Here is a 13,258-nt window from a genome sequence, read left to right on the forward strand (position 1 = left end):
CTCTATGTTTAAGCCTTTTATTTCGCGAGATTGGCAACGAGAATGCGCGCGGAGATTACGGCCGCTTGCTCGCGCGTAAGCGTCGCTTTCGGCGAGAAGTTTCCTTCATACGCCGTCATCCAGCCGCCGGACATCGCCGCTTGAATCGATTCCGACGCGCCTGCGCTCGCTTTCTTCTCATCCTTCAGCACGATGGTCTCCGAAGCCTCCAGTTTCAGCGCTCTGGTCAGCAGCATCGCCGCTTGCTCGCGGGTCAGCGTCGCATCCGGCGCGAACTGCGTCTTCGACACGCCGCTCACCAATCCGGCTTTGACCGCTGCCGCGACTTCTTCGGCGTACCAAGCCTTCGCGGGCGCATCCTTAAACGGCGTCGGCGCAGCCTCGTCGGCCTTCAAACCAAGCGCCCGTACGAGCGCCGACACGAACTCCGCGCGCGTGACGGCTTGCTGCGGTTTAAAACCAGCTTTCGCGCTGTCGCCGACGCCTAGCATCGCGCCCGATGCTCTCGCGATGCGTACCGACGATAGCGCCCATGTCGCGACCGAATTCTCGTCCGAGTAGCTTCCGGTTACCGCCAGCGGCTGCACGCTGCGCACTACGTTAGGCGCCGCGTCTGTCGCGTAGCCCGTAACTTCGAGCCCGTAGAAGCCTTCTTGCACGCCTTTCAATACGGCCTTGCCGTTCGCATCGGTCACCGCCATGCTTGCGCCTGCCTTCACGGTTGCGCCGACCAGCGGCTGCTCCGGATCGAAGCCGCCCGTCTCCCAGTTCCACGGACGATTCGTTACTTTAACCGCAACATCCTGTCCCGGCAACGGCCGGGCGGGGCTCACCGTAACCGGCTCCGCGAGCTTCGTTGCGTCCCCGCCGTAATAGACGACAACTTCGTCTCCGTCTTCCAACAGGTACGAATCGATACCTACGGAAGGATAAATCCACTGACCGCCGCGCAATACCGCATAATACCATCCGTCAAACCCGCCAAACTTCGCAATGGCCACTCCGCCGATCGAATCGATTATGCTGCCGAAATCCATCTTATTCACATGGTATTCGACGCCCTTATCTTTCAGCAAAGCTTCCACCGCTTCAAGCGCAAGACCGCCGCTTGCCTGACCGGAAGCGATAACGCCAGCATCGCCCTCTACCCGCACGTTCACATGCTTCGTATAAGAATCGACGTCCAGCTTGGATTCCCAAGCGACATAAGCCGGCGCCTTGCCGTTCGCGTACCCCGTCACCTCGACGGCAACGGTTCCAGCATCGTGCAGCGTCAAGCTCGCAAAGCCCTTGTCGTCCGTAACCGCGACCTGATCGCCGATCTTAACCGTCGCATTCTCCGCCGGACTTACGACCGTTTTGCCGCTTTCCCAATCGTACGTCTCTTTCTCGACCTTCACGGTCACCGGCAGATTCGCTCTCGGCATCGCCGGCTCGAACGCCACGGAATGAATGAGCTGCGTGCCGACGTCTCCGTAATAGACGTGAATTTGATCTCCGGCTTTAAGCGAGAATGTCGCCATGCCTTCCATGATCGTAACCCACGAGCCGTCGCGTTTAACCGCGAAGTTCCAACCATCAAAGCCGCCTAGCTCGCCGTTCTTCAATCCGGCAACCTCGGTCACATAGAATCCGAGCGACGGATCCCGCGTAACCGTATATTCCGTACCCGCGGCCTTCAATACGTTCACAAGCGCCTCGAGCGCCGTCTTCCCCATCGCCGGCCCGCCTGCCAGCGTGCCGTTCAACCCCGTTACCTCAACCGAAGCTTTTCCCGAAGCTCCGACTCCCGCGCCCGCATACAATCCCGGCAGACCGTCCATCCAGCGGTCGACTGCCGCAAGGGCGAGCATCGCGTTGAACGTTGCCATCGTGTCCGCTTTGCCGCCGGCCGTATGCGCGAACCGTCCGTCCGCCAAGCGGAATTCCAGCAACCGCGCCAGCGGCGATACGCCGTTCTTCACGAATCGCGCGTCGTTCGCCGGATCGATGCCGAGCGAGGTCAGCGCGATAATGACCTGCGCCGAGCTTTCGCTCGATTCCGTCGGCTTGCCGAAGCCTCCCGTCGCCAACTGGGCCGAGGACAGCCAGGCTAGCGCCGCATCAACAGCCGCCTTAACTTCCGTACGATCTTGATATGGCGCAAGCGCCGTCAGCACGATACCCGTTACGTCTACGTCGCTCTTGCCTGACGCAAGAGACCAACCGCCTTCCGCGCCGCGATTGTCGATCAGCCACTCGATCAGCTTATCGCGGGTCCATGCGGCATCTTGACCGGGCTCGTACCCCGTCGCATCGAACGCCATTAGCGCGTACGCCGGAGCGTTCGGTCCTTGCGCCGTCATTTTCCCGAATGTCGCGATTGTATCCAATAGGTTAACCTTCGCTGCTCCAATGCTCGTCGCGTCTCCGCCGCTGGCGTTAACCGCGAGGGCAACGCGGGCGTAGTCCGTAACTAAGCGAAGGCTTCCGTCCGTCACGCTTTTCTCCGCAACCTTCATATACCGGTCCGCGATCGGCTTGCCCGAGCGCGCCATCCCGAACGCGGTCCATTCGCCGGCCGGCTCCGTCTGCCCCAATAACTCCTGCAGTTGACCCAAAGCCTGCGCGACCTGCGCCTTCGTCGGAGCCGCATCAACGCCCTCGGCATGCGCGCTTCCAGCGAATGCGCCTAACCCGCCCTGTAATACGACCGCCAAGGCCAGCACGGCGCTCAGCCATACTCGCCGCATTCTACCCATCGTCCCCCGTACTCCCGTTCCCAATCCGATCTCCTCCTCGATTCGCTCCGTCTGCCTCGACTCAACCGCATCTAAGCAACCCTCGGCTTCCCATATCCGTAACAACACAAAAAGCATCCCCCGTAAGTCAGAGGGATGCTTGCGTGAAGGCATACGCATCGTACCGCGCATCATACGCGGACGGCAATCGAACAGCCCGCTAAGGACTCTTCTTGCCTCGTGCTTCGCCGCTATCGCCTGAGCCGCATGATTCTGCCAGCCTAGTGATCGCGGCGAATGCCGCCACACCTCCCCTATTCCTCGTAGGTTATCGGGTGTTTGTCGAAAACAGGCAGGTTTCCTGGCTCCTGGATCATCGCTTGCCGGGCCTTCCCGCTCGCGTCGCTAGACGCGCGCAGTGGCTAATCCGGTTCGCTCCCCATGGTCAGTGGCGGGACCGCGTCGGTTTTGCACCGAACTTCTCTATTAAGCTCTTGCGAGCACCTGTTTTCCGCCGAATTCACTTGTGTTGCCATCTTATCATGCGGGCTTGGCACTGTCCATAAGCCCGCGCTCGGTAATAAATGCTGAATCGCGCAGAAAATCTAGTTTCCCTCTAAAGCTTTGCCCGCAATCTGTCGATAAACCTAATAACGTGTCGCTTCAACCGCGCGTTCTCTACTTGTCTTTCTTTTATCCTTACATATATGGGGTGTACCATGAAAAACTCAACAATCTTGGGGTTAACGATCGGTATTGCGGCTCTGATCTTCGGTATGTTTCTTAAAGGAGCGCCGATTATCAGCCTCGTTAACAATCCGGCAGCGTACGTCATCATTTTCGTCGGAACTGCCGCTTCCATTCTCGTGGCGTTCCCTATGTCCGATCTGAAGAAAATTCCGAAGCTACTTAAGATCACGTTCGTCGAACCTAAGCTACTGCCGCGCGAACAGCTCATCTATATGTTCATGGAATGGGCGACGATCACCCGCCGCGAAGGCTTGCTGGCGCTCGAAGCGCGCGTCGAGGAAATTCAAGACGACTTCCTGAAGACGGGCATGCGCATGATCATCGACGGCAACGACCAAGACTTCGTCCGCGACGTTCTCCTCGAGGACATCTCCGCGACCGAAGACCGTCACCGTTCCGGCGCCCAAATCTTCTCCCAAGCGGGGATGTACGCGCCGACGCTCGGGGTACTCGGCGCCGTTATCGGCCTGATCGCCGCGCTGCAGAACCTTGACGACATGAGTAAGCTCGCCCATGCCGTAGCCGCCGCGTTCGTCGCGACTTTGCTCGGTATTTTCAGCGGATACGTGCTGTGGCATCCGATCTCGAACAAGCTGAAGCGTCTGTCGAAGCGCGAGATCGACCTGAAGCTCATGATGGTCGAAGGCTTGCTGTCCATCCAATCCGGCGTATCCACGATCGCCATCCAACAGAAGCTTATGGTATTCCTGACTCCGACAGAGCGCCTAGCTTTCAATGAGAAGGAGGACGGACAAGGTGAGCAGAAAACGGCATGAGCACCACGAAGAGCATGCGGACGAATCCTGGTTGCTTCCCTATTCCGACTTAATGACGCTGTTGCTCGCCTTGTTCATCGTGCTTTACTCGGTGAGCGCGGTGAACACGTCCAAGCTCGAGGAGCTTAGCAAAGCGTTCAAATCCGCCTTCAGCAGCGGCGTCAGCGTATTCGAGAACTCGTCGATTACCGACGATTCCGACCGCGTCCGCCGTTCGGAAGATATCAGCTCGCGCAGGGATAACACCAAGACGCGCGCCACGCTTCAGCAGGAGGAACAAGCGAACCTTGAGCACCTGCAGCAGCAACTCAAAGAATACATTCAAGCGAACGGACTATCGTCTCAGCTGGATACGCAGCTGAACCAGTCGCAATTGCTGATTACGATCCGCGACAACGCGCTGTTCGCATCGGCCAGCGCGACCGTGAAGCCCGAGGCGCAGAAGCTAGCCGCGGCGATCGCCCAGATGCTCGTCGGCTATCCCGACTTCGAGATCCAAGTATCCGGGCATACCGACAACCAGCCGATCAATACGGCCGAATTCCCGTCCAACTGGGAGCTCAGTACCAAACGCGCGACGAACTTCATGAAGATTCTGCTCGAGAATCCGAAGTTCGAACCGAAGCTATTCAGCGCGACAGGGTACAGCGAATACCGCCCGGTCGATTCGAACGATTCGGTGACTGGCCGCGCCAAGAACCGCCGCGTCGAAATCTCGATTCTGCGGAAGTACGTCGAACCGGACGACACCGGCGCGAATCAAATTTCCGTTCCAGATACGGCAGTCGCCGCCGCGCAATAAGAGAACGCAAAAGCCTTCAACCCGCTAACGAATCATAAAGCGGATTGAAGGCTCTTCTATTGCCGTTATGAATTAATCCAAGTTCACCGTCTTCTTGCCCGACAGTTCGATCGAACGCTTCACCAGCATCGCCATCGCATCGATGCTATGCGCCTTCGCCGCTTCGCTGATCGCGATGCAGCTTAGCTCCGTGCACGCGAGAACGACGCACTGGCACTCGCCGCGCTCGATCAAGTCGAAGATGATCGCCTCGAGCTTGTCCGGGCTCACGTTGTTGTCCCGCTTCACGTCCTCGTAGATGATCCGCATGACTTCGGCTTGCATCGCGTCGTCGATATCGTGGTACCGCATGCTGTACTTGGCGCACGTGTCGCGGTAGATACCGCTGCGAAGCGTGCCGTTCGTCGCGAGCACGCCGACCTTGCTGCCCGTCTCGTACCGGCGCGCGATCTCCCGCAGCGTCTCATCCACCATATGGATGATCGGGATGCTCGTCATCGCCTGCATGTCTTGATAGAAGTAGTGCGAAGTGTTGCAAGGAATCGCGATGTTCGCGACGCCTACGTGCTCGAGCAGCCGAATATCCTTCTCTACTGCGCTAAGGAAGCGAACCTTCTCTCCCGATAGAATCACTTCCGTCCGATCCGGCAGCGACGCATGGTTCAACACGACCATATCGATATGGTCTTGATCCCGTACGGCCGCCGTGTGGTCGACGAGCTTATCCATGAAGACGGCGGTCGCTTTCGGCCCCATGCCGCCTATGATGCCTAACCGTATCTGTTCCATCGCTTAACCTACTTTTCTGGGCGCCGGTACGCGCAAGCTTGCGGCGCCTTATTTGCGGAGCAATAGCTCGCGGGCGATCGCAGCGCCGGGATCCATCCCTTGGCAGCCCGCCAGCAACACTAAATCTCCTCGGCCGGCGCGGTTAAGCGCATGAGCGATCGCGTCCGGCAGCTCGTCGTACAGGTTGACTTTGACGTTGGCGGCCCCCATCACTTCCAGGAACACCCGCTCTTCCTCGTCCGACACTTTATCCTTGGACGTCACGTGCGACACGCTCTTCGTCGCCGTAACCTCGTTAAGCTCCAGCCGTTTCAACCACTCCACGATCGCTTCGGCGTTCTCGCGGTTGACCGTCACTCCGCGGTCGCCGCGAATCGCGTACACGAGGTGCAGACGCTCGTAAGTCATGAACCGCAACGTCTCGAGCGTCACGTTGATGTTGCCCGGATTGGCGAAGTGATCGTCCATGATCGAGAATTCGCCTTCGTGCACGAACTCGAACCGGCGCTCGACGCCCTTGAACTCCAGCAGCGTCTTCTGAATCGTCTCGATAGATACGCCGCACAGCAGCGCAATGATCGTCGCCACCATCGAATTATAGACCGAGTGCAGCCCCGGCACGCCCAGAGATACCTCGAATTCGCTCGGCGCGAATTCGACTCCGTTCACGCTGAACGGCTTCACGATTTCGAACTTGAATCTCGCCCGGCCCGTGGACAGATCGAGATCCTTGCAATGGATATGCCCTTCTCTGCTCTTCACGCCGAAGGTGATCACTTGCGCCTTCGTCTCCTCGACCAACGATGCGGAGTACGTATCATCGAGGTTAAGAATCGCCGCGGCATGCGAGCCCGCACTTCGAATCAAGCTGGATTTCGCCTCGAAATACGCCTCGAACGAGCCGTGCGAGTCGATATGCTCGCGGCTCACGTTATTCAACGTTACGATGTCGTAGTCGACCTGCTCGACCCGATGCGTCTCAAGCGCGGCGGACGACACTTCCATGCACACGTGGGAGACGCCGCGGTCGACCATCTGGCCTAGATACGCCTGCAGATCGAGCGATTCCGGCGTCGTCAGCTCGGCGGGAATCGACGTGTCGTCGATCTTGATGACGACGGTGCCGATCAAACCCGTCTTTAATCCATGATTCTCGAGCATGGCGTTCGCCATGTATGAGGTTGTCGTCTTGCCGTTCGTCGCGGTAATGCCGATCATCTTCAGCTTGTCCGCGGGACGTCCGTAGAAGGCAGCGCCTAGCTGCGCCAGCGCGATGCGGCTGTTCGCCACGCGGATTTGCGGAATGGCGACGTCGTCTTCGTATCGCTCGACGATCGCCGCCACCGCGCCGTTCGCTGCCGCGCTCGCCAAATATTGATGCCCGTCTACCTTGTAGCCGGTGACGCAGACGAACACTTTACCCTCGGTTGCTTTCTTGGAATGATAGGCGATTCCCGACACCTGTATATCGATTTCGCCGCGCGAATCTATCGTTGCAATCGATGCGAGAAGCTCCTTGAGAGATGACATCTTCGCTTAACCCCTTCCTAGAACCTCTATCTCGCCGATCTCCGCATATACTTGCCCGCCAGGAGGCGAAGGAAGGTGAAGTACGGCTTCGGATCGCTCCAGCTCCAGATCGCGTGCGCTTTGCGCTTGAAGAGCGAGCGGAACACCTGCCCGAACGTTAGCTGCTTCGTCTTCAGATACCCTCTGATCGCCAGCAAGTCTTCGTACGCGTACCAGAACACGATGCCCGTGTCCTTCTCGATGGCGGACGGAGGCAGCGGATTGCCGGTCAGCTCGCGGTAAGTGATGTACGGAATATTAAGTCCCGCTTTGTAGATCAAGTTGTTGAAGTTCGTAATCCGGACGTTGATCTCGATCAGATAGAATCTGCCGGTCTCCGCGTCCTTCTTGAATTCGATCTCGGCGAACCCTTTGAACCCGACCTTCTCGAAAAAGGGTGCCCCGATCTCGTAGAGCTCGGGTACGTATTTCTGCCCCGTATAGACGGAAGCGCCGAAGTTGATCGGATATTGGCGGTACTTCCGGGCGGTCATCCAATGCGCGACTTTGCCGTCTTGGTTCATGTACGCGTCGAACGTGTACATGTGGTCGTCGAAGCCCGGGATAATACGCTGCACGATAACTTCCAGCCCGGCCGCGTGGGCTTGTCCGACGGCATCCAAGAGCTCCTGCCGATTCGCGACCTTGAACAGCTTCTTACGGAATTTGGCGACGAACGCCGGGGAATCGGTAGGTTTGACGATACAAGGATAATGAATGATCCGATCGACTTGCTCTAAGTAATCTTCGTCGGTGACGCGAACCGTCTCCGGCGTCGGAACGCCGAGGTCGCTTGCGATCTTCTGAAGCGTCTCTTTGTTCATCAGCTTCGTGTAGAGACCTTGCTCGGTCTGCGGAATCAAGTAATATTCCTTCAGCTCGTCCAGATGAGCATCGATCACTTCGACATAGTTATCGTGGCAGGGAATAAGGACGGGCTTGGCGCTTTGCTTGCCGGCGTATTCCTTAAGAAAACGAATGAAGCCTTCCTCGTCTTCCTTATAATAAGGAGCGATCAGCTTCTCGGAACAGTATTTGGATTGGAAAGCGTACGTATTCTTGTCTGTATAATCGACTCCGACGGTATGTACGCCTTGCTTGCCTAGACAACGAATGGTGCTTAACCCGATATAATAATTGCACCCTAGAATGACGGCCTTGTTGCTCACCATTAAGCACATCCCGATTGATTGATTCGGTTCGCTAGCGACCCGCGGAAGTTCTACAATATCCTACAAAAGTTCATCCCAATTTTACTTGATGAACCCGTATAATACAAGCTTCCGAAGGCATGGAGAAGGCTCCTGGTACCCGATCTGCGAGGCGCGAATCAGGCGAACGAGAGCGGGCGATGCGGTTGCGCTTATTCCGTTCCCTGCTTCTCCATTCGGCGAAGCAACGCCGCGAGCTCTCCCCAAGTGACTGTACGTTCGGGATGCGGCGACGGGACCGGGAGAAGCCCCCGTTCCTTAAGCCATATCATCTCTTCGCCATGGATCGACGACCAGTCGGATGCTTGCCCCCTCGCGACTCTGCCGCCGATTCGCAGCCGAATCTCTTCGCCCCGTTCCCGTTCGAGCTCCTCTTCCGCCACCCTGAATACCTCTCCTTCCCCGTGCCATTCCTTCATATTGCGCCAGATCGCCACGATGTCCTGACCGTACCGGTCGCCTCGTTCCGACCATTTGCCGTTTAAGTCTTCCCAGCATGTCACCGTGCCTCGCCAGCCCGCTCGCCGAAGCAGCTCCTCGTCTTGGGAGTCCGCCTGCGATCCGTCACCGGGCATCGGCTCTCCTCCGGCGAACGCATACAAGATTCGCATCAGACGTTCTACGGCTTGTTCGTCCGCCCAATGTTCGAGCATGAACGGTGACCACGACGGACCCGATTGCGCTCTCGTCCATGCTCTCGTCTCGTATACCATCTGACAGAAGACGACGTCGCCTCGAAGTCCGTACCGTCCGCCTACGCGAAGGTACAATTCGGCCAGCGTCGGCGCTTTCGCATTTCTCCTTCTCAAATAAGCATTCATGCGTTCCGCGGAGCACCTCGCCTGGCCGAGTAGCGTAAGCTTGCCCGTCGGCTCGAGATCGGGATGCCGGCGAAACGCCTGGCTGACTAACGCCATAATCCGTCCTCCTCGTTTTATATTGAATCTTCGTCGGGTAACGTTGCGTGGCAACGCTATTTCGACTCTCCACCGGGTGCGCGCCTCAGTAACGTTGCGTGGCAACGCTATTTCGACTCTCCACCGGATGTGCGCCCGAGTAACATTGCGTTGCAACGCTATTTCGACTCTCCATCGGGTGTCTGCCGCAGTAACGTTATGTGGCAACGCTATTTCGACTCTCCACCGGGTGTCCGCCCCAGTAACGTTGCGTGGCAACGCTATTTCGACTCTCCACCGGGTGTCCGCCCCAGTAACGTTGCGTGGCAACGCTATTTCGACTCTCCACCGGGTGCGCGCCTCAGTAACGTTGCGTGGCAACGCTATTTCGACTCTCCACCGGGTGTCCGCCGCAGTAACGTTATGTGGCAACGCTATTTCGACTCTCCACCGGGTGCGCGCCTCAGTAACGTTGCGTGGCAACGCTATTTCGACTCTCACCGGGTGTCCGCCCCAGTAACGTTGCGTGGCAACGCTATTTCGATTCTCCATCGGGTGTCTGCCGCAGTAACGTTATGTGGCAACGCTATTTCGACTCTCCACCGGGTGTCCAATGGCCCAACTCACTCACCCTTAAAGTTTGTCCTCTATTACTCTATTCCGCATGCCGGATAGGTTTGACCTTAATTTCCAACCTGTTACAATGAAATGGAGTTATTCACGCCCCGGATAATAAAATGTGCACAAATCTGTGGACAACCGCCAGGTTATCCACAGATTTGTGCACAGCATGTTAACAACGAATGCATGTTCGGTTGTGGGTAATGTTGAAGGGAGTGTTCTCGATGACAGAAGACGAACGTTGGATGCATGAAGCGATCCAGCAGGCGCGTCTTGCCGAAGCGATAGGAGAAGTGCCGATCGGCGCTGTGATCGTCAAGGACGGCGTCATCGTCGGCGCAGGGCACAACTTGCGCGAGACGGAGCGCGATCCGACGGCCCACGCGGAGATGATCGCGATTAAGCAAGCCAGCGAAGCTTTACAAGCGTGGCGGCTGCTCGGGTGTACGCTATATGTTACCTTGGAGCCTTGTCCGATGTGCGCGGGCGCCATTCTGCAATCGAGAGTCGAACGCGTCGTCTACGGAGCTTCCGATCCGAAAGCCGGCTGCGCTGGGACGCTGATGGATCTGCTGCAGGATACCCGGTTCAATCATGTGTCGCCCTGGGAATCGGGCGTGCTTCGCGAAGAGTGCTCATCGCTGCTGACCGACTTCTTCAGACGCCTCAGAAGCCGATAGCATCGTAACGGCAGACAGGCTCGCCGCGCGCTTGCATTCCGCTTCTTCCTTGCGAATCCGTTGAAGTTGGACGATGAGTCGGTCCGCTTCCTCGCTGACGGCTACAATCTCGGGATCGGTCAAATTGCCTAGGTCGTTGGCCATTTCACACAATCGACGTTGCAGCAACTGGAGGCGATGGATCAGTTGTGATGTCTCCATATGGGGCTCCCGACCGCTCCTTTTCTTGTAAAATTCGTAAGCTTTCGTCATACATTGCTAGAATCATTAATCTCTATTCATTATAAGACAAAGTTTTTCAGAATTTTGTAGAAACCTGTCGAGGATTTCCTATTTATTCAACTTATTTTCCGACAAATATTGGGAAAATAGTACCAATTGCAATACTATATATCCGGTAAGTCCATTAACCTCTATCTATATCTAGGGAGATTGAAGCCATGACGGCGCGTATTTTATTGGTAGAAGATGACATATCTCTGCATCGCGGAATCCAGTTTACGCTGCAGCAAGAAGGCTTTGACGTACGCAGCGCCTATAGCTTGGAAGAAGCCAGGCTGCAGCTTCGCGGCGAGGCGTTCGACCTCGTGCTGCTCGACGTTCATTTGCCCGACGGCAACGGGTTCGACTTCTGCGCGGAAATCCGCCGGACGAGCGACACTCCGCTTATTTTCCTGACGGCGAGCGATCAAGAGTTCGACATCGTCCACGGTCTCGATATCGGAGGGGACGACTACATCACGAAGCCGTTCCGGCTGCGGGAGTTTCTGTCTCGGGTGCACGCCGTGCTCAGACGCAGATCCCCGGCCGCTAAGCGCGAGGACGATAGAGGCACGTTGGTATCGGAGGGACTGACCCTCCATCTCGGCGAGATGCGCCTTGAGAAGGACGGACAAGACGTTCCGCTCAGCATGACGGAATTCCGATTACTCTCCTTGTTCATGGCGCACCCTCGAGCCGTTCTCTCAAGGGATCAAATCATTCAGCACGTATGGCCGGACGGAGCGGAGGTGCTCGACGATAATACGGTCGCCGTCAACGTGCGCAGGCTTCGGGAGAAGCTCGAGGATAATCCCCAGCAGCCGCGGCGGATCGTTACGGTTCGGGGGGCGGGATACCGATGGAACGGATAAAGCATCCTAAGCTTAACTTCCCGTCGATGTGGCGTAATACGTCGGTCCGGAGATTGGCTTGGGCGATACTCGCGCTAACGATCATCGCTTGCTCCGCCTTGGCGCTGTACGCCGGCTTGGCGACGGAACGGCTCAAGCAACGCTGGCTGGAGCAGGAATATGCCATCGCCGGCGCCTTGTCTCGAGATCATCCCGAGCTCGCGCAGCAATGGGCGACGCTGCTCGCCGAGCCGCCGTCGGCGCAAGGGATCGAAGACGGCAAGCGCTGGCTGGAGCAGTACAGCGTAACGCCGCAGCTGTCGGCGAGGTGGCTTCCCGTCCTCGACGACTTCCAATCCTGGAGCTTGATCCTTCTGATTCCCGCTGCTTTGCTGCTCCTGGCGCTGCTCTCCTTGTGGCTGTTCCGGGAATCCAGAAACCAGCTCAAGACGCTCAGAAGCTTGGCTCATGCGCTGGACGACACGGTTAAGCACAATCTTCCGATGGCCGAACGATACTATGGCGAAGGGGAGCTCGGCTTGCTGGCGAACGGCGTGCAAGAGCTGTCCTTGCGGCTTCGGGAGACGATCGAACAGTTGAATCGCGACAAAACGTTCTTGAAAGATACGGTCGCGGACATCTCGCATCAATTAAAAACGCCTCTGGCCTCCTTGATGATCTACATCGAGCTGCTCGCAAGCGGGAAGACCGATCCGGCTAACGCCGCGGAATTCCTGGCGACGTGCCGGCGCGAGCTCGATCGCATGGAGTGGCTGATCTTGACGCTCCTGAAGCTGGCTCGCATCGAAGCCGACGCGCTGGAGCTTCAAGCCGTGCCCGCGCGGTTCTCGGACACGCTTAGCGCAAGCTTGCATGCCGTGGAACGACTGGCCGAGGAACGCAGGGTGGCAATCGATCTGGTCGGGCATGACCCGGAGTTGCTCATTCCCCACGACTCCCACTGGCTGGCCGAAGCGATCTCCAACGTGCTGAAGAACGCCGTCGAGATCAGCCCTTCCGGCAGCCGGATTACCGTGAGCTGGGAACGGACGCCGATCTTCGTTCGGCTGAAGATCGCCGATCGCGGACCGGGCATACCGGAACAGCATCTCCCCCATATTTTCAAAAAATTTTATCGGACCTCCTCCGGAGGAAGCGGCGTCGGATTAGGGCTGCCGCTGGCCAAATCGATCGTCGAGAAACACGGCGGCGTGCTGTCCGCGGGCAACAGTCCCGGAGGCGGCGCCGTATTCTACCTCACGCTCCCGCTTCAGCCCTGGCTTACGAACGACCCGACCAACCTTACAAAACTGTAATCTTGCACGGCGGTTG

General features: G+C 57.6%; 11 protein-coding genes and 1 riboswitch. Of the genes, 5 read left to right on the forward strand and 6 right to left on the reverse strand.

Annotated elements, in window-relative coordinates:
* Positions 1-17: 17 nt before the first annotated feature.
* Positions 18-2,765: an S-layer homology domain-containing protein gene (locus COHPA_RS24470; protein ID WP_211237878.1), complete on the reverse strand. Its 2,748-nt coding sequence runs from the start codon at positions 2,763-2,765 to the stop codon at positions 18-20.
* Positions 2,766-3,054: 289 nt separating this feature from the next.
* Positions 3,055-3,243, reverse strand: a riboswitch (cobalamin riboswitch).
* Between the two features lie 196 nt (positions 3,244-3,439).
* On the opposite strand from COHPA_RS24470, the gene motA reads away from it, so the two are divergent.
* The gene (motA, locus tag COHPA_RS0113135) at positions 3,440-4,246 is read left to right on the forward strand and encodes a flagellar motor stator protein MotA (protein ID WP_027086621.1); all 807 of its coding nucleotides are present in this window, start codon (positions 3,440-3,442) and stop codon (positions 4,244-4,246) included.
* Positions 4,227-5,048, forward strand: coding sequence for a flagellar motor protein MotB (locus tag COHPA_RS0113140; protein ID WP_027086622.1), 822 nt, complete (start codon positions 4,227-4,229; stop codon positions 5,046-5,048). Before motA ends, COHPA_RS0113140 begins: the two co-directional genes overlap by 20 nt.
* Before the next feature lie 72 nt (positions 5,049-5,120).
* On the opposite strand, the gene cuyB is transcribed toward COHPA_RS0113140, so the two are convergent.
* From cuyB to COHPA_RS0113160, 4 genes are all read right to left on the reverse strand, one after another.
* Complete coding sequence (gene cuyB / locus COHPA_RS0113145; protein ID WP_027086623.1) at positions 5,121-5,837, reverse strand: cysteate racemase; 717 nt, start codon at positions 5,835-5,837, stop codon at positions 5,121-5,123.
* Positions 5,838-5,885: 48 nt separating this feature from the next.
* Positions 5,886-7,367, reverse strand: a complete 1,482-nt coding sequence (locus tag COHPA_RS0113150) for a Mur ligase family protein (RefSeq protein ID WP_027086624.1) — start codon at positions 7,365-7,367, stop codon at positions 5,886-5,888.
* A 26-nt stretch (positions 7,368-7,393) separates the two neighbouring features.
* A complete protein-coding gene (locus tag COHPA_RS0113155; RefSeq protein ID WP_027086625.1) occupies positions 7,394-8,578 on the reverse strand; it encodes a carboxylate--amine ligase in 1,185 nt (394 codons plus the stop codon).
* 191 nt (positions 8,579-8,769) lie between these two features.
* Positions 8,770-9,534 (reverse strand): hypothetical protein, encoded by a 765-nt coding sequence (locus COHPA_RS0113160; RefSeq protein WP_027086626.1) that lies wholly within the window; start codon positions 9,532-9,534, stop codon positions 8,770-8,772.
* A gap of 824 nt (positions 9,535-10,358) precedes the next feature.
* Between COHPA_RS0113160 and tadA the strand changes: the two genes are divergently transcribed.
* Positions 10,359-10,814 carry a tRNA adenosine(34) deaminase TadA gene (tadA, locus tag COHPA_RS0113165; protein ID WP_027086627.1) on the forward strand — a complete coding sequence of 152 codons (456 nt, stop codon included), beginning with the start codon at positions 10,359-10,361 and terminating at the stop codon, positions 10,812-10,814.
* Here the strand turns inward: tadA and COHPA_RS25155 are convergent.
* On the reverse strand, positions 10,770-11,015 hold the full coding sequence (locus COHPA_RS25155; protein WP_084760658.1) for an aspartyl-phosphate phosphatase Spo0E family protein: 246 nt from the start codon (positions 11,013-11,015) through the stop codon (positions 10,770-10,772). The genes tadA and COHPA_RS25155 overlap by 45 nt on opposite strands.
* A gap of 239 nt (positions 11,016-11,254) precedes the next feature.
* Here COHPA_RS25155 and COHPA_RS0113170 point away from each other — a divergent pair, with 239 nt between their 5' ends.
* Together COHPA_RS0113170 and COHPA_RS0113175 are read left to right on the forward strand one after the other, a co-directional pair.
* Positions 11,255-11,947: a response regulator transcription factor gene (locus COHPA_RS0113170; RefSeq protein WP_027086628.1), complete on the forward strand. Its 693-nt coding sequence runs from the start codon at positions 11,255-11,257 to the stop codon at positions 11,945-11,947.
* On the forward strand, positions 11,935-13,242 hold the full coding sequence (locus COHPA_RS0113175) for a sensor histidine kinase (protein WP_027086629.1): 1,308 nt from the start codon (positions 11,935-11,937) through the stop codon (positions 13,240-13,242). The genes COHPA_RS0113170 and COHPA_RS0113175 overlap by 13 nt, the downstream gene beginning before the upstream one ends.
* The last annotated feature ends 16 nt before the right edge of the window (positions 13,243-13,258 follow it).

Origin of the sequence: Cohnella panacarvi Gsoil 349, from assembly GCF_000515335.1 — a bacterium.
GTDB classification, from domain to species: Bacteria; Bacillota; Bacilli; order Paenibacillales; family Paenibacillaceae; genus Cohnella; species Cohnella panacarvi.